Genomic DNA, 23424 nt, shown 5'->3' on the forward strand with positions numbered 1-23424 from the left:
CCCCATCCCTCCCCCGCCCTCGGCGGTGGAGGGGGTTGGATGCTTGGTGGCGTTACGTGAATCGCGAAGCGGCGGCAGTCCCCTCTCCCACCGAAGGTGGGGGAGGGTTAGGGAGGGGGCACCGGTGACGACTGCTCCCGCTTCAGTCGATCTCCAGTTCCGTCCGCACGATCTCGGTCAGGGTCACGCCCAGCCGCTGGTCTTCGACGATCACCACCTCGCCGCGCGCGACCAGGCGGTGGTTGACCAGGACCTCGACCGGTTCGTCCACCTTGCGCTCCAGTTCCAGCACGGCGCCGCGGCCGAGCTTCAGCAGTTGCGCCACCAGCATGCTGGTGCGGCCCAGGACGACCTGCACGTCCACCGGCACGTTGTAGATGGCGTTCATCGGGCCGTCGTAAGGCTTGTCGCCCAGCTTGTCGGTAGCCTTCTCAGCCTGCTTGGGATCGTCGTCGAGCATGTCGAGGTTCAAGGGAGGCATGCGGAATCTCGCTTCGGATCGTTAAAGGTCGGAGGACAGCGCCGGTGTCAGGGCGGCGACGGCGCGGTCGGTGAGGTCGGCGATGGCGGCCTGGATGGCGGCGGGGTCGCGGCGGACGGCGCCGGCGCCCCAGTTGGCCTCCAGGGCACCGACGGGCAGAGCCGGGTCACCCTGGATGTCGAGACGGCCCTGGAAGACGGCCTGCCCGGCCAGCCGCTCTTCCAGCGGGAGGCAGAGCGAGGGGTGCAGGCGCAGGGTCAGGACGGAGGCCTGTCCGGCGGCGCGCAAGGCATCGGCGGCGAGACGCTCGACCTCGGTATGGGCGACCTGATCGAGCAGGCGCGGCGCCATGCGGCGGACCAGCGCCAGCAGCACGAAGGCGCCCTGGGCCTCCAGCCGCTCCATCAGGGCGGCATGGCCGGCGTCGAGCGTCGCCATCCGCTGCGCGAGTTGGTCGAGGGTGGCGGACAGCTCCGCCTCGATGCGGCGGGCGGCGGAGAGTTCGCCGTCGCGGCGGCCCTGGGCGAGGCCCTCGGCCAGCGCGGCCTCGCGGGTGCGGTCCAGGGCGGCGCGGTGCTCGCGTTCCGACAGGGTCGGCAGGTCGAGCGGGTCGACACTCTCCACCGCTTCCGGCTCCGCCACCGCGACGGGCGCGCCGAAGCTGTGGTCGAAGCGATAACGCGGGTAGGCGGCCATCACGCCACCTCCTCATAGAGCCAGGAGCGCAGGATATCGATGGCCTCGTCCGGATACTGGTCGACCAGCTCGCCCAGCCGGCGGATGGAGGAGGCGCGGACGCGGCCCTCGACGGTGCGCAGCTCGATCAGCTGGTCCATCGTCTCTTCGATGCCCAGCTGCGGCGCCATCGGGGCGGCGGCCAGGGCGGGGTCGGCTTCCTCCCCGTCGGCGGGAATCGCACCGGCGGCGGCGGTTGCCGCATTGGCCGGGCCGGTCAGCTGCGGCATGGCGCCGCCGGCCGGGGCGGACAGCGCCGGGGCTTCCGCCACCACCGGCTCCGGCGCCGGGAAGACGCGGCGGATCAGCGGACGCAGGCCGACCAGGATCACCAGGGATGAGAGCACCAGCAGGATCACCCACTGGATCAGCGTCATGACGTTGCGGGTCAGCGTCTCGGCGATCTCGTCGCCCAGCGGGCGGGGGGCGAGGTCGGGGGCCAGATCGACGAATTCCAGATTGTCCACCGTCACCCGGTCGCCGCGCGCCTCGCTGAAGCCCATGGCGGAGCGGACCAGCTCGCCCAGGCGCTGAAGCTCTTCCGCGCTACGCGGCTCGTACTGGCGGGTGCCGTCGGCGGCGGACTTCCAGGTGCCGTTGACCAGCACGGCGACGCTGAGGCGGCGGACGTCGCCCGGCTCGATCACCGTTTCGCGGCTGACGTTGGAGATCTCGTAGTTGACCGTCTCCTCCTGCCGCTTGCTGTCGTTGGAGGATTGCGGGCCTTGCGACTGGGCGCGGACGTCACGCTGCGGCAGGTTCTGTTCGGCGGTAACCGGCGGTTCGCCGTTGGTGTCCTGGCTGCGGTCCTGCTCCTGCACCGTCTGGGTGGAGCGGACGACCTGGCTGTTGGGGTCGAAGGTCTGGCTGCGCACCACCTCGCGCTTGGTCTCCACCTCGGCGGCGACCTGGACGCGGACATTGCCGGCGCCGAGACGGGCAGTCAGCATCTGCTCCACCGCGCGGGCGACACGGGTTTCCGCCGCGACGCGCAGCCCGTCGGTGCGCGCCGAGGCCAGCCCCGGCCCGTCATCCTCGGTCAGCAGAAGCTCGCCGGAGGAATCCATCACCGTCACGGCGCTGGGCTTCAGGTTCGGCACGGCGGCGGAGACGAGGTGGCGGATCGACAGGGCTTGGCGGCGGTCCAGCGATCCCCGGCCGCGCATGCGCACCACCACCGACGCGGTCGGCTTCGGCGCGTTGCGCGAGAACTCCTCGCGTTCCGGCAGGACGATGTGGACGCGCGCCGCCTCGACGCCGGACAGCGTCTCGATGGTGCGGCCGAGTTCACCCTCCATGGCGCGCAGGCGGTTGATGCGCTGCATGAAGCTGGTGATGCCCAACGGCTTGTCGGTGTCGAACAGTTCGTAGCCGACGCCGCCGTGGGATGGCAGGCCCTTCTCTGCCAGCGCCATGCGGACGCGGGACACATCGGCCTGCGGCACGCTGATCGTCGTGCCGTCGAAGCCGGCGTTCACCGGCACGCCCATCTCCTGCACCGCCTTGGCGATGCGGCCGGCCTCCGCCGGTTCAAGGCCGCTGTAGAGCGCGGTCATGTGCGGCTGCGACAGCAGCAGCGCCATGCCGGCGACGGCCAGGACGATGCCGAGCCCGGTGCCCGCCAGGACGAGCAGCCGACCGCGCCCCAACGACCGCAAGGTGTCGATCAGACTGTCCACGGTTCCCCGCACCTTTAAAGTTTCTGAAAATCGGCGGGCCTAGTCTTCGCCCTGCACACCCCGTCACGCTAACGGCGCGACTTTTAAGCGGAGTAAAAAACGGGAGTGGTGCCAACGACAAAGCTTCTAAAACTTTACTGGTTTCCCGGTTGACTAAAATTTTCGGCAATGTCCGGCGGGATGGAGCGATGATTACACGGCTTGGCATGGCGAAAACAGGAACGGCGACGCGGGACGAAGTCCTGAACAGGCTGCGCGGGTCGGGGCGGATCCTGGTGATCGCCCTGCCGGTCGCCCGGCTGCTGGCAGGATTGTTGGCGCTGGGCGCGGTGGCGGCGGCCGGGCTTGGCGGCTATTGGCTGGCGGCGGGCACTGAAGCCGTCGAGCGGCTTTGGGTGCCGTCGGCGGAGACCGCGCCGGCCGACGCCGTGGTCGACATGCCGGAACTGGTCGTCAATTTGCGCCGCGACACGCCGTCCCGCTTCCTGAAGATCGGCCTGTCGCTGACCGTCGCTCCCCACGACCGCCAGACGCTGGAACGGGCGATGCCGCAGCTGACCGACAGTCTGCAGGAATTCCTGCGCAACCTGGACCAGGACGATCTTGATGGATCGGCCGGGCTGCACCGCCTGCGCAGCGAGATCAGGCGCCGCTTCAACCTGATCCTGTCCGACCCCGCCGGCCGGCGCGACGTCGTCACCGACGTGCTGCTGCGCAGCCTGCTCACGCAATAGCGACCTCCAGAGGCACCGGATGACCGACACCCCCGCCCCGCCCGCCCCGTCCATGCCCACCCCGTCAATGGCCACCCCGTCCATGCCCACCTCCGTCCCCGTTGCTGACGAGGATGCGGACTGGTCCGATGCCGCGTGGGAACTGGCCGCGGCACAGCAGACCGCCGCGCCCGCTCCGCCCCCTGCCGCGGAGGCCGCGGCGATGGCCGAAGCGATGCAGCAGGCGCTGAGCGGCGAGACCAAGACGCTGAGCCAGGAGGAGATCGACCGGCTGCTGAATTTCGGCGCGCCGGAAGGCGGCGGGCCGGAGATGAGCGCGATCCAGCGGCTGGTCAGCTCGACCACGGTCAACAAGGACCGGCTGCCGATGCTGGATGTGGTGTTCGACCGCATGGTGCGGATGCTGAACACCTCGCTGCGCCAGTTCGCCTCCACCAACGTCGAGGCATCGCTGTCGAAGATCGAATGGCTGCGCTACACCGACTTCCAGGACGCCATCGAGCTGCCGGCCCTGATCGGCGTCGCCCGCGCCGAGCCGTGGGACAACCAGATGCTGGTGACCATCGACAGCGCGCTGATCTACTGCATGATGGACGTGCTGCTGGGCGGGCGGCGGTCGCGGCCGGGGCGGATCGACGGGCGCGCCTACACCTCCATCGAACGCAAGATGACCGAGCGGATGATGAAGGTGGTGCTGCAGGATCTCGGGCAGTCCTTCGATCCGCTGGCGCAGGTCGACTTCGTCTTCGACCGGCTGGAGGTGAACCCGCAGTTCGCCACCATCACGCGCGCCACCAACGCCATCATCCGCGTGCGCATCGCCGTGGAGGTGGAGCGCCGCACCGGCCACATCGACATCGTCATCCCCTATGCCACGCTGGAGCCGATCCGCGGCAAGCTGGTGCAGATGTTCATGGGCGAGAAGTTCGGCCATGACACGGTGTGGGAAAGCCACCTGAAGAACGAGCTGATGCGCTCCAAGCTGGAGCTGGTCGCCGTGCTGGCGGAGACCAAGGTGCCGCTGGGCGAGGTGCTGGCCTGGCAGAAGGGCCAGTCGCTGAAGCTGCGCATCAACCCCGATTCCACCGTCCTGGTCTTCAGCAAGACCATCCCGCTGTTCGCCGGCCACATGGGACAGCGCAACGACAACATCGCGGTGAAGATCGACACCGATCTCGACACCAAGCAGGAGCTGATCGATGGTCTCCTTTCTCATTGACGCGGCCCTGGCGGTGATGCTGGTCACGGCGACCGCCTATCTGGTCATCGTCAACAAGCGGCTGAAGCTGCTGCGCACCGGCCAGTCCGAGATCAACGCCCTGGTGTCGACCTTCTCCAAGTCGATCGACGACACCGACGCCTCGATGAAGCGCATGGTGGTGTCGGCGACCGAGATCGCCGCGCGGCTGTCCGACGATCTGGACCGCGCCAAGGGCATGAAGGAGGACATGGCGCTGATCCTGGGATCCTGCGAGCGCACCACCGCCCGCATGGAGGAGTCGGTCCAGCATGCCCGCGCCCTGCTGCGTCGCCTGGATGAAGGCGCCATGGCAAGCACAGCGCGCTCCACCCGCAACCGGGCGCGGCCGGAAGTGGCGGATACCGTCGAAAGCGCGGCGAAGCCGGCCGAGGTGACCGCAGAGGCCGCTGCAACCTCCCCCCTGGTGTCCGCACTGAAAGCGGCCGAGGTGGATCATGGCGAATTCCGGGCGCTCGAAACCGCTCTGCGTGCGGTGGCGGGACAGCCTGCCGAAGCGACGGTTCCCGCTCCCGCCGGCCCGGCGAAGGCGGCGGCCAGCGCCTTCTACGCGCGGCTGCGCACCGTCGGGTCGGAGGCGTCGGCATGATCCCGCGCATCCTGCCCATCACCCTGGTCGCCGTGCTGATGGTGCTGCCGCTGAAGCTCGGCGCGCTGGTCGACGGCTTCCCGGTGATCGCCCAGCAGTTCGACCGCGAATTCGGCGCCCATGAACGGCCCTGGGCCACCGACCTGAAGGCGACCGATCCGAAGGCGGCCGACGCCGCACCCACACCGGCACAGACTCCCCCGCCGGTTTCCACGCCGGTTGCGGAGATCCCGCCGCCGGTGGCGCTGGCGCCGCCCAACTGCACCGATCCGCTGCTGCGCGCGGCCATCGACGAGCAGAAGGCCGACAGCGCCGGCCGCCAGAACCGCCTGCGCGAGGCCGAAGCGGTGCTCGCGGCGACGGAGGCGCGGGTCGGCACGCAGATCCAGCGGCTGAACGGCGTGAAGCGCGAGGTCGAGGCACTGATGACCCAGCGGTCCAACTTGGCGCAGGAGGATTTGAAGCGGATGGTGGCGATCTATGAGGCGATGAAGCCGCGCGACGCCGCCCGCATCCTGACGGACATGGAAACCGACATCGTGGTGGACGTGCTGGACCGCATCGCCGAGCGGCGCGCCGCCCCGATCCTGGCCGAGATGGCCGATGCCAAGGCGCGCGAGGTGACGCGGCTGATCCTGCAGCGCCGCGCCCTGCCCGGCGACCGCAAGGCCGCTCCGACCGTCGTCGGAGCTTCGGTGCCGGTGACGGCCGTTCCGCGCCCCACCCTGACGAATTGAGCGCCATGACCAGCATGCCCGATGCCGTCTCGGCTCCGCCCCGGCCGGCCACAACCTCCGCTTCGGCCCAACGCGGCGGCTCGTCAGGCGACGATGCGCGCGACGGGGACTTCGCCAGTCTGGTGGACGAGGCCGCGGAGGAGGAACCCGACGATGCGGCCCGCCCCGACCGGCTGCGCAAGCGCAAGGAGCCGAGAGCGGACGACCCCGTCGCCGCGCAGGGCGCGATCACCCAGGCGGTGGTTCAGGCGAGCGGCGCCGACGCCCCGCTGATGCCCTGGATGATGGCCGCAGCCACGACCGCACCGGCAACGGCTGTGCCGACGGCAACCATCGGCAATGCGACGACGCCGGGTTCCGCCGCTCCGCAGGCGGCAGGGCCGACCGGCGACGGCAAGCACCCTGCCGGGCAGGCCGCCGCGACCGCACCGGCATCCACGGCGCAACCGGCGCCGGCCGCCGCCGCACCCAATCGGCCGGCCGGACAGGCCGAAACGGCGGCACCCACAAGCGCCGATGCCGCGGCACAGGGCAACGCCGACCGGGTTGCCGAGACGCCGGATCCCGGCCGGATCGTGCAGGCCAACCTGCCGGCTACTGCTACTGCTACTGCTACTGCTACTGCTACGGCTAGGGCCATGGCCACCGCCGCCGCGCCGGACGCGGCCGCCGAAGCGCCCCTCTCCCCAGACGGGCGCCAGATCCGGCGCGACGAAAGCAGCGATCCCCGCACCGCAGTCCGCGGCGCGCATGGCGCCGGCCGTCAGGGCAGCGCCACCGGGAAGGCCGAACAGACCGCCGGTGCGTCCGCCGCCCTGCAATCCACACAGCCCGGACAGCCGGCGCCCGATGTCGCCCCGACCGGCCGGGACCCCGCCCCGCCCTTCCCCGCTCCCCCCACCGCGGGCAGCGGCGATGCGGCGGCCACAGGGTTCGAGGCGGTGCCGACGCTGCCGGCCCAGGCGGCCACCCACTATGCCGCCGCCGCGGCCTCCGGCCGGGCCGCAACCGCGCACAGCCCGGCGATGGCGCAGCTGGCGGCCCCGCTGGTCCGCGTGGCGGAGAACGGCGGCGGCGAGTTCCACATCGACCTCGCCCCGGCGGAGCTTGGCCGCATCCGCGTCGTCGCCGACGTCAGCGACGGCAAGGTCTCGTTGACCATCCAGGCCGAACAGGCCGACACGCTGGCCCTGCTGCGGCGCGACCTGACGCAGCTGGAACGCGCGCTCGGCGATGCCGGCATGTCGCTCGACAGTTCCAACCTTCAGTTCTCGCTGCAGGGCGACGGGCAGTCGCGCGGCTTCGCCGCTCCCGACCAAGGCGGCGGCTCCCGCGGTTGGAGCGTGCAGGCCGTTCCCGAACCCGCCGCCGAAGCCGTTGCCGACCGGCCGCTGCGCCCGATCGACGGGCTGGTCGACGTCACCGTCTGAACAGGAAAGACTTTCCCGCCATGACAAATATGTCCGGTACCACAACGCCCAGCACCGGCCTGATGACCGCCGCGAAGACGAACGCGGCCGCCGACGAACAGAAGAAGCCCACGGTCGATTACGAATCCTTCCTGAAGCTGCTGACCGCCCAGCTGCGCAACCAGGACCCGCTGGCGCCGATGGACGCCACCCAGTTCATGACCCAACTGGCGCAGCTGTCGACGGTGGAGCAGTCGATGCGCTCCAACGACACGCTGGGCAAGGTTCTGGACACGTTGAAGAGCAGCGGCATGCGCATGGACATGGCCCTGCTCGGCCGCAAGGTGGAGGTGGCGTCCGACCAGCTTTCGCTGGCCGACGGCAAGGCGCAGGCCGCCTACACGGTCGAGGGAACGCCGGCCAGTGTGAAATTGGAGGTGCTGAACGGCGCCGGCAGCGTCGTCTACAGCAGCCCCGGTTCGCTGAAGACCGGTCGGCAGGTCTTCGATTGGACCGGCAGGACGACGAGCGGCGGCACCGCGCCGGACGGCGTCTATACGCTGCGGGTGACGGCGAAGGACAAGGACGGCAAGGCGCTGAACACCGCCACCGTCGTCACCGACACGGTGGCCGAGGTGCGCAGCGTCGACGGCGTCAGCAAGTTCGTGCTGAAGAACGGCGCCACGGTGGATTCGGGCGCGGTGCTGTCGGCGTCGTGAGAGTATAGGCCCTCTCCCAGGGCGGGAGAGGGCGTTTTTTACAGCCGCGTGTTGTCCTGGCGCAGCAGGCGGTCGATCAGGACCGCGCGGATCGGTTGGGCGCTGTCCCGGCCGCCAGGGGAGACGCCGAAGGAGCCGTTGGCGCCGGCCAGGAGCGCGGTGGCAACGCCTTGCGGATCGACCGCCGGGCCGTTGAAGCGGCCGTGGCCGGCGAGGTCGAACAGGGACTCCAGCATGGCGCTGCGGGCATGCGGCAGGCGGCGGCGGACCAGCAGCGCGTCGTCGGCGCTGGACGCCTCCAGCGTGACCTGGGTCAGGATGAAGGCGATGGTCCGCCCGCGCTCCAGCATCGGCACCACCAGCTGGCCGGCCTCGACGTAATAGGGGCCGCCGGCAACCGGTTCAGCGGGAGCGGCGAGGGCTGCGGCTTGCGGGGCCTCGATGCGGCCGAAGCCGTAGCCGCCGGCGAAGGCGAGCGCCGCGGCCACGGCGAACAGCAGAACGGCTTTCATGGCGCGGGCTCCCGAACAGGCCGGATCATCAGAAAGGCAGAATCACGTCCAGCACCTGCTGGCCGTAGCGCGGCTGCTGCACGTCGGTGATCTGGCCTCGGCCGCCATAGGTGATGCGCGCCTCGGCGATCTTGTCGTATTCGATGGTGTTGGCATTGCTGATGTCCTCGGGACGGATGACGCCGGCGATGCGCATCTCGCGCAGTTCGTAGTTCACCCGCACCTCCTGCCGGCCGGCGATGACGAAGTTTCCGTTTGGCAGCACCTGGGTCACCACGGCGGCGACGCGCATGGCGATGCGTTCGTTGCGCTGGATGGTGCCGTTGCCGCTCGACGTGCTGGAGCTGTCGAGATCGACCAGATTGGCCGGATCGACGGCGTCGGGCAGAACGGCGGGAAGACGGCTTTCCAGCCCGAAGAAGTTGGGCAGCCCGGCCTTCTCGTTGTTGGTGCGCCCGCGCTGGGTGCTGTTGCGCAGTTGCGCCTGGTCGGAAATGTCGATGACGACGGTCAGCAGGTCGCCCACCGCCTTGGCGCGGGGATCGCGGAAGAAGTCGCGCGATCCGGTGCGCCAGAGCGAGCTTGGGATCTGCTCGGCCGTCGAGGGCCGCGGCATCGGCAGCGAGATCACGCGGGCTTCGGGCTGCAGCGCCGGGTTGGAGATCTCAGACAGGGCGGGAGCGCTGCCGATGTCGGCCAGCCGCGCGCAGCCGCTGGCGCCAAGCGACAGCAGCAGGATGGGGACGAGCGCGGTGCGCATTTGGAAAGCTCCCTTGCTGAGATTAAGTCCGTGCCGGCAATACTCAAGGTCTTTGGGGCACGCGCGGGCCGCTCACCGAAACGGTCTCTGCCCCGGTGACGGTGCCGGTGACGACGGTGTTGCTGGCGATGTTCATGACGCGCACGGTGTCGCCGACGCCGCCCTCCTGCAACGCCCGCCCGCGGGCGGCCAGCAGCAGCGCGCCGTCCTCGTAAACAAGCGTCACCGGCCGGTTGCGCTGGACGACGATGGGGGCGCCGACCGAACCGACCTGCACCAGCCGCCCGGTGGAGAGCTGGCGGCGCGGCGACTGGCCGATCAGCGCGTCGGCCGAGGCGATGAAGCCTGCCCCGGCGCGGTCGAGCGACAGGCGGATGGTTGTCAGGTCGGACGCCTCGATGATCTCGCCCGGCCGGATGCGGCGGACCGGCACCGGCATCGTCACTTCGACGTCCGCCCGGCCGCTCAACTCCACGACATGGCCGCCGCTGAGGATGCGGGCCTGGAAGATGCCGGTTCGGGGATCGAGACCGATGTCGCGCACGGCATCCACCGGCCCGTCGAAGGGCCGGCCCAGCGTCAGCGCCACCTGGGCGTCCGGCGGGACCGAGGGACCGAGGGTGGCCAGAAGCTCCTCCGCCAGCCGCGTCTCGACGGGATTGGGGGCCGGACCGGCGCCGGAACCGGCGGCAGCCGGGAGGGGAAGCGCCAGCATGGTCCCGAGCATCAGCGTGACCAGCGGCCGGCGGAAGGTGTGCCGCACAATCGTCACCGCATGTTGGTCATGGTGGAGGCCATCTGGTCGCCGGCCTCGATCACCTTGGCGTTCATCTCGTAGGCGCGCTGGGCGGAGATCAGCTCGGTGATTTCCTGCACGACGTTGACGTTGGAGGATTCCAGATATTTCTGGCGGATGGTGCCGAAACCGGCTTGGCCTGCCAGCCCCTCCTGCGGTTCGCCCGATGCCGGGGTGGCGCGGAACAGGTTGTCGCCCAGCGCCTCCAGCCCGCTGTCGTTGACGAACACCGTCATCGCCAGCTGGCCCTGGTTGACCGGCTGAGTCTTGCCGTCGACATAGGCCAGCACCTCGCCGGAGCGGTTGATGACCACCTCGCGCGTGCCCTGCGGCACGGTGATGCCGGGGGCCACGGTGAAGCCGTCGGCGGTGACGATGGTGCCCTCCGGCGACAGCTTGAAGCTGCCGGCACGGGTGTAGACGGTCTCGCCGCCGGGCTGGGTCACGTTGAAATAGCCGCGCCCCTCGATCGCCAGATCCAGCTCGTTGCCGGTGGAGGTCAGGTTGCCGGTGGTGTTGATGCGGTTGACCGAGGTCGGCCGCACGCCCAGCCCCACCTCGACGCCGGTCGGCACGATGGTGCCCGAATCGGTGGACTGGCTGCCCTGCCGGCGCTCCGCCTGATACATCAGGTCCTGGAATTCGGCGCGCGAGCGCTTGAAGGCCGTGGTGTTGATGTTGGCGATGTTGTTGGAGATGACCTCGACGTTCATCTGCTGGGCCATCATGCCGGTGGACGCGATGCTGAGCACGCGCATGGACGGACTCTCCCTTTGGAGCTTTAAGAGGATTTGCCGAGGCGGTTGATGGCGGAGCGCAGAAGGTCCTGCCCGTCGTCGACCATCTTGGTCACCGCCTGATAATCGCGGGTCAGGTCCATCATCCGGCCGATCTCGACGATGCCCTGCACGTTGGAGCGCTCGACCTTGCCCTCCACCAGCCTGGTGTCGGGGGCGGGGCGCGCCTCCATGCCGTCGGCCGGTTCGAACAGCAGGTCGCCGGTCTGCTTCAGCGCCTGCGGATTGTCGAAGCGAAAGACGGCGATGCGGGCGATCACGTTGCCGTCGGCCGACAGCAGCCCGTCCGACCCGATGGTGATGGTGCTGCTGTCCGACGGAATGGCGATCGGCCGGCGGCCGTCGTCCAGCACCGGGTAGCCGTTGGGGCCGACCAGCGTGCCGTCGGCATCGCGGCGCAGCCGGCCGTCGCGGCTGTAGCGCACGCCGTCCGGCGTCTGCACCGACAGGAAGCCGTCGCCATCCAGCGCCACGTCATAGGGGTTGCCGGTCTCGGTGAAGGCGCCGGCGCGCAGGTCGGTGTAGGTGGAGCGGTCGATGGTGAAGGCGATGCGGTCGGTCGGCTTGCGCCCGCCGGCCTCCATCGCCGCTTCGAACAGGGTGCGCTCGCCACGGAAACCGACCGTATTCATGTTGGCGACGTTGTTCGCCACGACGTCCAGCTGCCGCCGCAGCGCCATCTGGCGCGACAGTCCGATGTAAAGCTGGTTCTCCATCGCCGAACACTCCGGTTTTGAACTCCGCCTTAATCTGGACGAGGCAGTTTAAAGCCGGGTTTCAACCTGAACCGTTCCGGTGGATGCCTTGCCGGTCTTGGTTTGGGTTTGGCGATCATTTCGATAAAATGCGAGACGACTGTGATGAAACGGCGCCCGGAGAACGCACTGACGCTTGGATCGACGCTGGTTCTCGCCCTGCTGTCGGGGACGGCGCAGGCCGCGACCGTCCGCGCGCAGCTGGGCGACCATGGCGACTATTCGCGGCTGGTGCTGTCGGTGCCGAAGGGAGTGGCGCCGGTGGCGGTCGTCGACGGCTGCGTGTTGCGCATCAGCGTGCCCGATCCGCTGCGCTGGCCGCTTGCGAGCCTTCGCGACAGCTTCTCCCGCCGGCTTTCGGACTTCGTGACGGCGGACGGCGGACGCAGCCTGACCGCGACGGTGCCCTGCGGCGCGCGGGTGGCGAGCGTGATGGAGCGCCGGAACCTGATCGTCGATGTCGGCGGACCGCCGGTTCCGGGGGTTAAGCCGGGGGTGACGAGGGATGGGGCGGTGGAGGCGGTGATCGCCAATGATCCGGTGCCGCAGGTTCCGCCGTCTGTCGGTGTCGCTGAGGTGGTCGAAGCGCTGAACCCCATCGGTACAGCGAATGCTGCACCTATCACTCTCCCGCCCCCGGCAGAGTCCCCTCTCCCCCCCGGGGAGAGGGGGATTGTGCCTACCCCACCCCTCCCCGTCGTTGCCAGCCTGGAAGGCGAAATCCGCGACAGCATCCAGCAGACCCTGCGGCAGCTTGAGCGCATGCCGGAACGCACGCCGAAGCCCGCGCCGCAGGCCGCCGAACCGCCCAAGCTGCCGGCGCCGCCGCCCATAGCCGCGATGGATCTCGCCGGCTGGGCCGGGGAGGATTTCAACCACAGGCGCGAGGCGCTGCAGGTCGCCGTCGAGACGGCGCAGGGTCGTGCGCGGGTCGAGGCGCAGATCGCGCTGGTCCGTTTCCTGCTCGCCCGCGCCATGGACGAGGAAGGACGCGCGGCGCTGGAAACGGCGGCCAGCCTGTCGCCGGCACCCGATCAGCGCTATGCCCTGCGCATCCTGGGCGATGCCTTCCGCGCGCTCGACCGTGAGGATGCGCCCGACGACAATCTGTTCGTCCAGCTGCCGGCCGGCGCCATGCCCGACCACACCGTCTGGCGCAGCGCGGCGCTGGCGCCGACCCGCTGGGCGGCGGCGAAGGAAGGGCTGCCCATCGCCCTGCGCCGGCTGCTGGACTATCCGGCCGACCTGCGCAGCCGGCTGCTGACCACGCTCGCCGCCGCGGCGGACGAGGCGGGGGACAGTGCGGCGCTGAACCTGATCGTGCTGGAGATGATCACCGTCGATTCCGTGGGCATGGCCGACGGCCGGCTCGACTATTTCCGCGGCCGGCTGGCGGAGCTGAAGGCGACGCCCGATGCGGCACTGGAACGCTATGACGCCGCGGCAGCCGTGCGCCGCGGTCCCTTCGCCCGCCGGGCGGAGGTGCACGCCATCGAATTGCGCCGCGGCCTGGGCCGGCTGGACGAGGACGGCGCCATCAAGGCGCTGGAAGCCCTGCGCTTCGCCTGGCGCGGCGACGACATCGAAACGGATGCGTTGGCGGCACTCGGCGGCGCCTATGCCCGCAGCGGCAGGACCGACGCGGCGCTCGACATCTTCGGCCTGCTGGGACGGCGCTTCGGCGCCACCGCACGCGGGCGCGATGCGCTGACGGCCGGGCGCACCCTGCTGACCGCCGTGCTCGACCGGCTGGAGCAATCGCCCCCGGGCGGGCTCTATGCGCTGGCGCTCCAATCGCGGCACGGGCGGCTGGTGACGCTGGCCGACACTGCCGACGGCGGACTGAGGCGACGCCTCGCCGGCCTGCTGCTGCGCGACGGCTATGGGTTGGAGGCGACCCGCATTCTGCATGCGTTGACCGAACGGGCGAGCGGTCCGCGCCGGGCGGAGCTTGGCGCCACGCTGGCGCGCGCCCTGATCGACGGCGGACGCGAGGGGGAGGCGCTGGACGTGCTGGCCCGCACCGGCGGCTCGGGGCTGGAGCCGGAACTGGCCGAACGCCGGGCGCTGTTGCGGGCCGACGCACTGCTCGGCGACGGCGACACCGTGCGGGCGCTGGACGCGCTGCGGGGGTTGAGCGGGGCGGAGGCGGCGCGGCTGCGGGCACAGGGGCTGTTCGCCGCCGGGGAATGGCGGGCGGCGCGAACCGCCTTCGCCGAACTGGCCGCCGAAAGGGAGGCCACAGGCGCGGAGCCGACGGCGGAGGATCTGGCTTTGCAGGGGCTGTCGGCCTATCTGGCCGGCGACGCCGATGCGACGCGCGGTTTCGGTGCCGCGGAACGCGCGCTGCTGGCCGGCACCCGCTGGGCCGGGCTGCTGGACGCGCTGACCCCGCCGCCGGCCGACGGGCCGTTGCGGGCGGAGTCGGTGGAGCGCGACCTTGCCACGGCGGACGCGCTCGGCCGGCTGACGCGGGCGTGGAAGGGGACTCGCTGACCTTTGGGCCCTGATCCGTAAAGCCGCTTTAAACGGCGGGCGGTAGCGTCGGCGGACTGTTGCGCCCAATCGCGATGGCTTTTGCACATCCGGAGAAGAAGACATGCGCTTGATGTTCGGGTTGATCGCGGTGTTCGCCAGCGTGCTCGGCGGCTTCTATGCCATGGGCGGACGGATGGCGGTGCTGTGGCAGCCGGTGGAGATCGTCATCATCATCGGCGCCGGCATCGGCGGCTTCGCCATCGCCAACAGCCCGGCGGTGCTGCGCGACACGCTGCGCGCGGTCGGCGCCATCGCCCGCGGGCGGGCCACGCCCAAGAACGACTATCTGGACATGATCGCGCTGGTCTATGGCCTGCTGCGCGTCGCCAAGTCCAAGGGCATGTCGCAGATCGAAACCGACATCGACAAGCCGGCCGAAAGCCCGCTGTTCACCCAGTATCCCAACGTCCTGCGCTATGACCGCTGCATCACCTTCCTGTGCGACTATCTGCGCCTGATCGCGCTGGGGCAGGACAACCCGCACGACCTGGAATCGCTGATGGCGGAGGAACTGGACACGCTGGGCCGCGAGCTGAACCAGGTGCCGAAGGCGTTGCAGAACCTCGCCGACGCCCTGCCGGCGCTGGGCATCGTCGCCGCGGTGCTGGGCGTCATCAACGCCATGGGCGCCATCAGCGAGGCGCCGGAGGTGCTGGGACGCATGATCGGCGGGGCGCTGACCGGCACCTTCCTCGGCGTGCTGCTGTCCTACGGCATGGTCGGCCCGATCGCCAGCGCCGCCCGCCAGCGCCGCGAATCGGAACTGAACATGTATTTCTGCATCAAGGCGGCGCTGTGCGCGTACCTGCGCGGCAGCCCGCCGCAGGTCTGCGCCGAATATGCCCGCAAGGTGCTCTACACCGACATCCAGCCCAGCCTTGCCGAGGTCGAGGTCGCAACCACGCTGTCGTCGCAGGCCAAGGCCCGTGACGGCCGCCAGGCGGCGTGACCGGCCATGCCGCGCAAGACCGCCCTCCCCCCGATCATCGTCAAGCGCCATCTCGGCAGCCATGACGAGGAAGAGCACAACGGCACCTGGAAGCTGGCCTATGCCGACTTCGTGACGGCGATGATGACCTTCTTCCTGGTGATGTGGCTGATGAACATCACCACGACCGAGCAGCGCAAGGGCATCGCCGACTATTTCAACCCGGTGGCGGTGTCGCAGAGCAATTCCGGCGCCGACGGCATGCTGGCCGGCCGTTCGGTCGACAAGACCGGCTCGCTGACCACCCCGAATGCCGCCGGCGATCAGGCGAGTCCGGTGGCCTCCCCGCCCGTCGTCGCGTCGGTCGGCGACAGCGACCGCCAGCCGGCCGGCCGCAAGGACCCGATGCCCCACCCGCCCGGCGGCACTGTTCCGCCGGTGGACCTGCTGCGCAGCGCGACGGAGAGCGCGCCGCTGACGCCTGCCGCCGAACAGCCGGCGCCCGGCGTCAGCGCCACCCGCGCCGAGCTGGAGGCGCTGCTCGACCGCCAGTCCTCCGAACTGACGGAGCGGGTGGCGCTGGAGACGCTGGAGCGCGACCTGCGCCAGCGCATTGCCGCCGCGCCGGATCTGAACGCCCTGCAGGGCAGTCTGGTGATCCAGCAGGTGCCGGAGGGCCTGCGCGTACAGCTGACCGATCAGGCCCGCTTTTCGATGTTCAAGGTCGGGTCGGCCCAGATGAACGAGCCGGGACGGCGGCTGATGCGGATGGTGGCGTCGGCGCTGGCGTCGGTGCCCAACCCGATCGGCATCACCGGCCACACCGATGCGCTGGGCTATGCGCCGGATGCGAAGTACGGCAACTGGGAACTGTCGAGCGACCGCGCCAACGCGGCACGGCGCGAGCTGATCGCCAGCGGCATTCCGGGCGGACGCATCGTCCGGGTGGAGGGGCGCGCGGATCTGGACCATTTCGGAGCCGGCGGTCCGCTCGATCCCAGCAATCGGCGGATCAGCATCACGCTGCTGCGGCGGTAGGGGGAATTGGAGGCGTTAGACCCCCACCTATCCTCCCCCGCTGGGCAGGGGAGGGACTGCCGCTGAACGCCGACAAGAGTCCAATCCCCTCCCCTGCCCAGCGGGGGAGGGTCAGGGTGGGGGCAATCGAAGCCGACACCCAACCAAATAAATCCCCAAACATTTTAACAAAAACCCTCTCCTTTTCCTTTAAAGCCCCTTTAAAACCCCTTCGCTACCGTTAACCCCGCCAGTCATCCGCGGAGAATCCCGGAACGCACAACCCCCTTCCGTTCGACGGTTGACCAGAGGATTCCAAGGATGAGCCTGTACAGCGCCATGCGGTCCGGTGTCAGCGGCATGTCCGCGCAAAGCTCGCGCCTTGCCGCCATTTCGGACAACATCAGCAATTCCCAAACGGTCGGTTACAAGCGGGCCACCGTGGATTTCTCGACCCTGGTCACCGCGCCCGGAAGCCGCAGCACCTACACCGCCAGCGGCGTGCAGTCCGCCACCCATTATCAGGTGCAGCAGGACGGCACCATCATGGGCACCGGCTCCGCCACCGACATGGCGATCAGCGGCAACGGCTTCTTCGTCGTGGGCAACAAGGCGTCGGGCACGCCGGAATATTCGCTGACCCGCGCCGGCAGCTTCCTGCCCGACGAGACCGGCTTTCTGCGCAACAACGCCGGCCAATATCTGGAAGCCTGGAAGCTGAACCCCGACGGCACCATGCCGAACGTCAGCAATTCCCGCTTCGACGATCTGCAGTCGGTCAACATCGGCAACCTCGTCTATGGCGGTTCCAAGACGACGACGATGGATTTCTCCGGCAACCTGCCGGCCCAGGCCGCCGCCGGCGACAGCTTCACCAGCAGCCCGACCTTCTACGACGGGCTGGGCAATCCGCTGGACCTGTCGCTGACCTGGACCAAGACCACCAATCCCAACGAGTGGACGCTGACCGCCACCGGCCCGGCCGGCTACACCGTCGGCGGCGCGCCGGTGACGCTGACCTTCGCCGCCACCGGTCCCTATGCCGGAAAGCCGGTGGATGCCGGGGGCCTGCCGCTCGATCCGATGCCGGGCATCACCGTCACTTCGCCGGCCACGCCGACGGCCGACAGCTTCGGCGTGTCGCTCGGCAACCTCACGCAGCTGAACGGCGATTATGTGCCGACCATCACCGGCGACGGCGCCAAGGTCGGGCAGGTCACCTCGGTCGACATCGACGACAGCGGCAAGCTGTGGGTGATGTACGACAACGGCGCCCGTCAGGCGCTGTACCAGATCCCGATCGCCACCGTCACCAACCCCGACGGGCTGGTCGCCCAGGACGGCAACACCTACACGCTGGGGGCGGAGACCGGGACGCTCACGCTGGGCGCCGGCAAGCAGGGCGGGGCCGGCACCGTCGTCGGCAGCGCGCTGGAGCAGTCGAACGTCGACATCGCGACCGAACTGGTCTCGCTGATCGAAACGCAGCGCGCCTACTCGTCCAGCGCCACCCTGGTGCGCACGGCCGACGAGATGGTTGAAGAAACCACGCGCCTGAAGCGTTGAGCCCAGCACAGACGGAGCCCCGGCCATGAGCGTCCAACTCGCCCTCACCTCCGCCCTGTCCGGCCTGCGCACGACGCAGCAGCAGGCGGCGATGGTGTCCCACAACCTCGCCAACGCCACCACCGCCGGCTATGTGCGCCGCGACCTCGACCTGTCGGCGGTCACCACCGCCGGCCGGGGTGCAGGAGTGCGGGTGGACGCCGTCGCCCGCAAGGTGGACGAGCTGCTGATCCGCGACGCGCGGTTCGAGACCAGCCGCTACAGCGGGCAGGAGGCGCGCGCTTCGGCGCTGGCCGACTATGCGCTGGTGCTGGGGCAGCCGCAGGACGAGAAATCGGTCTCCACCCAGCTGTCGAAGCTGCAGCAGGCTTTCGCCCGCCTGCACGACATGCCCAACGACGACGCGGCCCGCAACGCCGTGGTGTCGCAGGCGACCGCCTTGGCCGACGGGTTGAACCGCGCCGCCGAGGCGGCGCAGACCGTGCAGGAGGATGCCAGGGGCCGCCTTCAGACCTCCGTCGATGCGGTCAACACCTCGCTCCAGCGCATCAGCGACCTGAACGGCAGGATCGCGACGCTGGAGACGCGCGGCGGCGATGCCGGCGACCTGCGCGACGAGCGCGACCGCCTGCTCGATCAGGTCTCGCAGGAGATCGGCATCCGCACCTACAGCCGCGAGGACGGCCAGACGGTGGTGATGACCCGCAACGGGCAGACCTTGCTCGACCACCCACTGGCGCCGGGCGAGCAGCCGCTGACCCTGCTGGGGGACGAGGTGATGGCGAACGGCGTCGCCCTGTCGGCCAAGCCGGACAGCGAGATCCAGAGCGGCCGCATCATGGGCTATGTCCAGACCATCAAGCAGGACATGCCCCGCGCGATGGCCCAGTTGGACGAACTGGCGGCCGGCATCGTCCAGGCCTTCCAGGGGGCGGAGGCCGACCCGACCCAGCCCGGCCTGTTCACCGATGCCGGCGCGGCCTATGGCGCCACCGCCGGTCTGGCGTCGCGCATCGCCGTCAACGACGCGGTGCGGACGGAAAGCTGGCGGATGCAGAGCGGCGTGCAGGCGGCGGCCCCGCTTCAGCCCGGCGACCAGACGCAGATCGACAAATTCCTGACCGTCTTCACCGGCACCCGCAGCTTCGCCGCCACCGACATGCCGGCCTCGGCGACGCTCGGCGGCTACGCCACGGCGATGGTGTCGGCCCAGCAGGGCTACCGCACCGGCGCGGAGTCGGAGATGAACGCGCGCAAGATCAGCGCCGACACGCTGGAAACCGCGCGCATCAACCGCGACGGCGTCAACATCGACGACGAGATGCAGAAGCTGCTGCTGATCGAGCAGAGCTATGGCGCCAGCGCCCAGGTGGTGCAGGTCGCCGGCCGCATGATCGACATCCTGTTGCAGATCAAGGGGTAAGCCGATGCTGTACAATGCCCTGTCCACGCTGGGGATGAGCCGGAAGCTGCAAAGCACCATGACCCGGCAGCAGATGGAGCTGACCCGCGCGAACGAGGAGGTGTCGACCGGCCTCCATGCCGACGTCGCGGCCACCATCGGCGCCGGCACCGGCCGTGACATCGCACTGCGCAACCTGTTCGACCGCACCGACGAGTATGTGAAGACCACCGACCTGCTCGACGGGCGGATGAAGACAATGGACAGCGCGATGACCAGCATCATCGCGTCGGGCACCGACCTGCTGGCCGCCGCCTCCACCGGATTGGGGCAGCAGTCGCCGACCGGTACGTCTCTGCAGATCCGGGCGCGCGGCGTGCTGGATCAGGTGGTCGGGCTGCTGAACGCCGCGTCCGGCAACAGCTATCTGTTCGCCGGCACGGCGCTGGACCAGCCGCCGATGCGCAATGTCGACGGCGACAAGTCGGGCCTGCGCTCGCCGATGCAGATCATCCAGGATGCCATCCAGTCCGCCACCGGCGGTACCGAGATGCCGAAGACGGCGGCGGAGACCGCGGCGGTGATCGCCCGGCTGGACGATCTGTTCGCCGTTCGCGACCCGGCGACACCGGCCCCCGCCCCGCTGACCGACACCTTCGAGGGCGGCCTCTACACCGGCACCACGGCGCGGCAGCCGGGCGGCGCCGCGTCGCCGCGCGTCAGCGGCCGGCCGGCGGAGTCCACCAGCATCGCCTATGGCGTGCAGGCCAACGATCCGATGATGCGGGAGATGCTGGAAGGCATCTACATGCTGGCGGCGGTCGACACGTCGAAGATGAACGTCGACGCCTATCCCGACTACATCAAGACGGCGGTGGACAAGCTGTCCGGCGGCCTCGGCAAGCTGCGGGAGGCGACGGCGCAGCTCGGCATCCAGCGCGCCCAGGTCGCCACGCTGGCCGAGCAGCACAAGACGCAGAAGGCGATCCTCAGCCTGCAGATCGACAATCTGGAAGGCGTCGATCCCTATGAGGCCAGCACGCGGATCACCCAGCTGGAGGCGCAGATCGACGCCACCTCCAGCGCCACCGCGCGCATCGCCAAGCTGCACCTGACCAACTACCTCTAGGCCGCATCACCATGAGCCCCGGCATCCAGGTCCCCGTTCCGCGCCGGCCCCGGCCCGCTTTCCGCCGTGCTGTTTTCAGCCGTGCCGCGGCGCTGGCCGGCGGGGTGCTGCTGGTGCTTGGCATGCTGTCGGCCGTGCCCGTTCCGGCGGCGGCGCAGACGCGGGTGAAGGATCTGGTCACCTTCGACGGGGTCCGCCGCAACCAGCTGGTCGGCTATGGTCTGGTGGTCGGGCTGAACGGCACCGGCGACCGCCTCATCAACACACCCTTCACCGAACAGAGCCTGAAGGGAATGATGGAGCGGCTGGGCATCAACACCCGCGGCGAGACCCTGCGCACCCGCAACGCCGCGGCGGTGATGGTGACCGCCAGCCTGCCGCCCTTCCCGCGCCAGGGCACGACGGTCGACGTGACGGTGTCGGCGCTTGGTGACGCCACCAGCCTGCTGGGCGGTACGCTGGTGGTGACGCCGCTGCTGGGTGCCGACGGTGAGGCCTACGCGGTGGCACAGGGGCCGCTGTCGGTCAGCGGCTTCACCGCCGGCGGGGCGGCGGCGACGGTGACCAAGGGGGTGCCGACCACCGCCCGCATCGCCAACGGCGCCACGGTGGAACGCGAGCTGAAATTCGCGCTGAACGATGTCGGACAGGTGCGGATGGCCCTGCGCAACCCCGACTTCACCACGGCGATCCGCATCGCCGACGCGGTGAACGGCCGGCTCGGCGCCGGCAATGCGCGGGTCGTGGATCTGACCACCGTCGATGTGCGGATCACCGGATCCTATGTCGGCAACATCTCCCGCCTGATCGGCGAGATCGAACAGCTGCCGGTCCGCCCCGACGCCATCGCCCGCGTGGTGGTGGACGAGCGCAGCGGCACCATCGTCATCGGCGACGATGTGCGCGTCAGCCGTGTCGCCATCACCCAGGGCAACCTGACCGTCCGCGTCGTCGAGACGCCGCAGGTGTCGCAGCCGCAGCCCTTCAGCAACGGCTCCACCGTCGTGGTGCCGCGCACCGACGTGCAGGTTCAGGAGGGCAACGGCCGCCAGTTCGTGACCGTCGGCGGCAATGTCAGCCTGCAGCAGCTGGTCAACGGGCTGAACGCGCTGGGGGTGGGGCCGCGCGACATGGTGGCCATCCTCCAGGCCATCAAGGCCGCCGGCGCCCTGCACGCCGATCTGGAAATCATCTGACCCCCGGAGACCACGATGGAGAGACGACGATGGACATCGCCGCAGCGACCCTCCGCAGCACGGCCGTAACAGCGCCTTCGACGCCGGCCATCCCCAACCCGCCCCTTTCCAACTCCGCTGGCGCCGACAAGGTGGCGAAGGAGTTCGAAGCGATGCTGGTCGGCCAACTGATGGAAAGCATGTTCGCGGGCATGCGTGAAAGCCCGCTGTTCGGTGGCGGCGGCCCGGCGGAAAAGCCGTGGCGCAGCATGCTGTTGCAGGAATATGGCAAGGCCATCGCCGAGTCCGGCACGCTGGGCATCGGCAGGATGACCCACGACGAGATTGCGCGCCTTTACGCAGCGCAAGGAACGGCCGGGGCGGAGCAGCGGTCATGAGCGTCACCCTCAAGGATCTGATCCACGAATTCGCCCCCGACCGCGTTGCCGAACAGGCGCAGGCCGAGGGGCCGGCCGCGCCCGATCCCGGCTATGACGGCGCCACCGCCTTGCTGGTGCGCGACTTCCTCGACGCGGTGGAAGCGCTTTCGTCCGTGCTGGAGGAGGAGTCCGCCTGCATCGCCGCCGGCATGCTCGACCGGCTGGAAGCCTTTGCCCACCGCAAGGCGGCGATGGCGGAACAGCTGGAAGGCGCCGTGTTGCGGGCGCGGGACGAGGGCATCCGCCTGCCGGACGATCTGCGCGCGATGACACTTGAACGCATCGACCGGCTGGAGCGGGCGGTGACCGTCAACGCCTCCGGCCTCGTCGCGCTGCGCAAGGCGGTGTTGACCATCAACCGCAACCTGCTGACCGCGCTGGAGAAGGCATCCAGCGACGGCACCTATGCCCGCGACGGACAGGCGCGGCGGCCGGTGGAACTCTCGGCGTCCGGCCTGAACGCGACGCTGTAGGGCTTATCCACGATCCTTGACGCTGGCCAGTTCGCCGGCCTGCTCCAGCTTGATGATGCAGGCGACGAGCGCCCGCTGGAATCCTCGGGCATCGGACGGCAGGGAGACGCCGGCGCCGGTCGGCCAGAACTCGACGAAGGCGAGGCCGCCCTCCCCTTCCGTGCCCGGCCATTCGAAGGCGATGCCCAGTCCGATCTCCTTCGTCGTCCTCCGGTGATCGGTGACCAGGATTTGCGTTTCCCAATGCATGCCGCCGCTGCCCTTCTCGGCCCGCTGCTGGCTCCAGGTCCGCAGATAATCGCGGAAGCTCTCCGAGCGGCGGTCCAGCCGGACGTAGCTGGAACGGTCCGTCACCGATTGCGCCAGCTTGGTGGTGTAGCGGGCCTGGGCCAGGGCGCGCGTCACATCGGCACACAGCTCCTCGATCAGCGTGAAGCTGCGCCGCACGGTGTCGGACAGGGCGGCCGCAAGCGCGGGACCGGTCAGGGCCGCCGCGGCGTGGTCCTTGCGGTAGATGTCGAAAAGATCGTCCGGATCGCCCATCGTCGTCCCCACGCCGCCACCGTCCGGCGGCTCAATCCACCGAATTGACCAAAAACAAATTAATAGCCGGTGAAGCGATACAGAATTGCGCGCCCCAAACGCGAAAACGCCCCGGCTCTGATGAACCGGGGCGTTTCTGATGTGGTGTGAAGATGCAAGCTTGTGCTTTGGGTTTGCGTCTCTTGAGTCTGAGTGACCTGGCGGCGACCTACTCTCCCACGTCTTAAGACGCAGTACCATTGGCGCGGAGGC

24 protein-coding genes are annotated in these 23424 nt (G+C 69.6%); 15 read left to right on the forward strand and 9 right to left on the reverse strand.

Annotated features, from left to right (window positions below; genetic code table 11):
* Window positions 1–142 precede the first annotated feature (142 nt).
* The 3 genes from fliN to fliF are packed head-to-tail and all read right to left on the reverse strand — an operon-like array spanning window position 143 to window position 2895.
* Window positions 143–481, reverse strand: a complete 339-nt coding sequence (gene fliN, locus FZ938_RS22525) for a flagellar motor switch protein FliN (RefSeq protein ID WP_149200675.1) — start codon at window positions 479–481, stop codon at window positions 143–145.
* Between the two features lie 21 nt (window positions 482–502).
* Window positions 503–1177 (reverse strand): FliH/SctL family protein, encoded by a 675-nt coding sequence (locus tag FZ938_RS22530; protein WP_149200676.1) that lies wholly within the window; start codon window positions 1175–1177, stop codon window positions 503–505.
* Complete coding sequence (gene fliF / locus FZ938_RS22535; RefSeq protein WP_246457948.1) at window positions 1177–2895, reverse strand: flagellar basal-body MS-ring/collar protein FliF; 1719 nt, start codon at window positions 2893–2895, stop codon at window positions 1177–1179. The genes FZ938_RS22530 and fliF overlap by 1 nt, the downstream gene beginning before the upstream one ends.
* 188 nt (window positions 2896–3083) lie before the next feature.
* Between fliF and FZ938_RS22540 the strand changes: the two genes are divergently transcribed.
* The 6 genes from FZ938_RS22540 to FZ938_RS22565 are packed head-to-tail and all read left to right on the forward strand — an operon-like array spanning window position 3084 to window position 8341.
* Window positions 3084–3629 (forward strand): flagellar basal body-associated FliL family protein, encoded by a 546-nt coding sequence (locus FZ938_RS22540; RefSeq protein ID WP_246457946.1) that lies wholly within the window; start codon window positions 3084–3086, stop codon window positions 3627–3629.
* 19 nt (window positions 3630–3648) lie between these two features.
* The gene (fliM, locus tag FZ938_RS22545) at window positions 3649–4848 is read left to right on the forward strand and encodes a flagellar motor switch protein FliM (protein WP_149200678.1); all 1200 of its coding nucleotides are present in this window, start codon (window positions 3649–3651) and stop codon (window positions 4846–4848) included.
* On the forward strand, window positions 4829–5476 hold the full coding sequence (locus tag FZ938_RS22550; protein ID WP_149200679.1) for a DUF6468 domain-containing protein: 648 nt from the start codon (window positions 4829–4831) through the stop codon (window positions 5474–5476). Before fliM ends, FZ938_RS22550 begins: the two co-directional genes overlap by 20 nt.
* Window positions 5473–6213, forward strand: a complete 741-nt coding sequence (locus FZ938_RS22555) for a MotE family protein (RefSeq protein WP_149200680.1) — start codon at window positions 5473–5475, stop codon at window positions 6211–6213. The genes FZ938_RS22550 and FZ938_RS22555 overlap by 4 nt, the downstream gene beginning before the upstream one ends.
* A gap of 5 nt (window positions 6214–6218) precedes the next feature.
* Window positions 6219–7643 carry a flagellar hook-length control protein FliK gene (locus FZ938_RS22560; protein ID WP_149200681.1) on the forward strand — a complete coding sequence of 475 codons (1425 nt, stop codon included), beginning with the start codon at window positions 6219–6221 and terminating at the stop codon, window positions 7641–7643.
* Window positions 7644–7663: 20 nt separating this feature from the next.
* Window positions 7664–8341, forward strand: a complete 678-nt coding sequence (locus FZ938_RS22565; protein WP_149200682.1) for a flagellar hook assembly protein FlgD — start codon at window positions 7664–7666, stop codon at window positions 8339–8341.
* Window positions 8342–8379: 38 nt separating this feature from the next.
* Here the strand turns inward: FZ938_RS22565 and FZ938_RS22570 are convergent, their stop codons facing one another.
* From FZ938_RS22570 to flgF, 5 genes are read right to left on the reverse strand one after another with little or no spacing between them, the layout of a single operon-like run.
* Window positions 8380–8853: a hypothetical protein gene (locus FZ938_RS22570; RefSeq protein WP_149200683.1), complete on the reverse strand. Its 474-nt coding sequence runs from the start codon at window positions 8851–8853 to the stop codon at window positions 8380–8382.
* A gap of 28 nt (window positions 8854–8881) precedes the next feature.
* Window positions 8882–9613, reverse strand: a complete 732-nt coding sequence (gene flgH / locus FZ938_RS22575; RefSeq protein ID WP_149200684.1) for a flagellar basal body L-ring protein FlgH — start codon at window positions 9611–9613, stop codon at window positions 8882–8884.
* 43 nt (window positions 9614–9656) lie between these two features.
* A complete protein-coding gene (gene flgA / locus FZ938_RS22580) occupies window positions 9657–10385 on the reverse strand; it encodes a flagellar basal body P-ring formation chaperone FlgA (RefSeq protein WP_246457944.1) in 729 nt (242 codons plus the stop codon).
* Window positions 10382–11167 carry a flagellar basal-body rod protein FlgG gene (gene flgG / locus FZ938_RS22585; RefSeq protein ID WP_109152932.1) on the reverse strand — a complete coding sequence of 262 codons (786 nt, stop codon included), beginning with the start codon at window positions 11165–11167 and terminating at the stop codon, window positions 10382–10384. The genes flgA and flgG overlap by 4 nt, the downstream gene beginning before the upstream one ends.
* A 23-nt stretch (window positions 11168–11190) precedes the next feature.
* A complete protein-coding gene (gene flgF, locus FZ938_RS22590; RefSeq protein WP_149200685.1) occupies window positions 11191–11922 on the reverse strand; it encodes a flagellar basal-body rod protein FlgF in 732 nt (243 codons plus the stop codon).
* Between the two features lie 144 nt (window positions 11923–12066).
* Here flgF and FZ938_RS22595 point away from each other — a divergent pair, with 144 nt between their 5' ends.
* The 9 genes from FZ938_RS22595 to FZ938_RS22635 all read left to right on the forward strand — a co-directional run bounded on the left by FZ938_RS22595 (window position 12067) and on the right by FZ938_RS22635 (window position 22629).
* Window positions 12067–14457 carry a hypothetical protein gene (locus FZ938_RS22595; protein WP_149200686.1) on the forward strand — a complete coding sequence of 797 codons (2391 nt, stop codon included), beginning with the start codon at window positions 12067–12069 and terminating at the stop codon, window positions 14455–14457.
* A 103-nt stretch (window positions 14458–14560) separates the two neighbouring features.
* Window positions 14561–15448 carry a flagellar motor stator protein MotA gene (motA, locus tag FZ938_RS22600; RefSeq protein WP_149200687.1) on the forward strand — a complete coding sequence of 296 codons (888 nt, stop codon included), beginning with the start codon at window positions 14561–14563 and terminating at the stop codon, window positions 15446–15448.
* Window positions 15449–15454: 6 nt separating this feature from the next.
* Window positions 15455–16465 (forward strand): flagellar motor protein MotB, encoded by a 1011-nt coding sequence (locus FZ938_RS22605; RefSeq protein ID WP_149200688.1) that lies wholly within the window; start codon window positions 15455–15457, stop codon window positions 16463–16465.
* Window positions 16466–16765: 300 nt separating this feature from the next.
* Entirely contained in the window at window positions 16766–18010 is a 1245-nt protein-coding gene (locus FZ938_RS22610; protein WP_149200689.1) for a flagellar hook protein FlgE, read from the forward strand.
* A 25-nt stretch (window positions 18011–18035) separates the two neighbouring features.
* Window positions 18036–19433 (forward strand): flagellar hook-associated protein FlgK, encoded by a 1398-nt coding sequence (flgK, locus tag FZ938_RS22615; protein ID WP_149200690.1) that lies wholly within the window; start codon window positions 18036–18038, stop codon window positions 19431–19433.
* 4 nt (window positions 19434–19437) lie between these two features.
* On the forward strand, window positions 19438–20541 hold the full coding sequence (locus FZ938_RS22620; RefSeq protein WP_149200691.1) for a flagellin N-terminal helical domain-containing protein: 1104 nt from the start codon (window positions 19438–19440) through the stop codon (window positions 20539–20541).
* A gap of 11 nt (window positions 20542–20552) precedes the next feature.
* Window positions 20553–21737, forward strand: coding sequence for a flagellar basal body P-ring protein FlgI (locus tag FZ938_RS22625; protein WP_149200692.1), 1185 nt, complete (start codon window positions 20553–20555; stop codon window positions 21735–21737).
* Between the two features lie 29 nt (window positions 21738–21766).
* Entirely contained in the window at window positions 21767–22114 is a 348-nt protein-coding gene (locus FZ938_RS22630) for a rod-binding protein (protein WP_149200693.1), read from the forward strand.
* Window positions 22111–22629 carry a flagellar protein FlgN gene (locus FZ938_RS22635; RefSeq protein WP_149200694.1) on the forward strand — a complete coding sequence of 173 codons (519 nt, stop codon included), beginning with the start codon at window positions 22111–22113 and terminating at the stop codon, window positions 22627–22629. Before FZ938_RS22630 ends, FZ938_RS22635 begins: the two co-directional genes overlap by 4 nt.
* A gap of 3 nt (window positions 22630–22632) precedes the next feature.
* Here the strand turns inward: FZ938_RS22635 and FZ938_RS22640 are convergent, their stop codons facing one another.
* Window positions 22633–23184: a hypothetical protein gene (locus FZ938_RS22640; RefSeq protein WP_246457942.1), complete on the reverse strand. Its 552-nt coding sequence runs from the start codon at window positions 23182–23184 to the stop codon at window positions 22633–22635.
* Window positions 23185–23424: the final 240 nt, after the last annotated feature.

The organism is Azospirillum oryzae (genome assembly GCF_008364795.1).
Classification (GTDB): Bacteria; Pseudomonadota; Alphaproteobacteria; order Azospirillales; family Azospirillaceae; genus Azospirillum; species Azospirillum oryzae.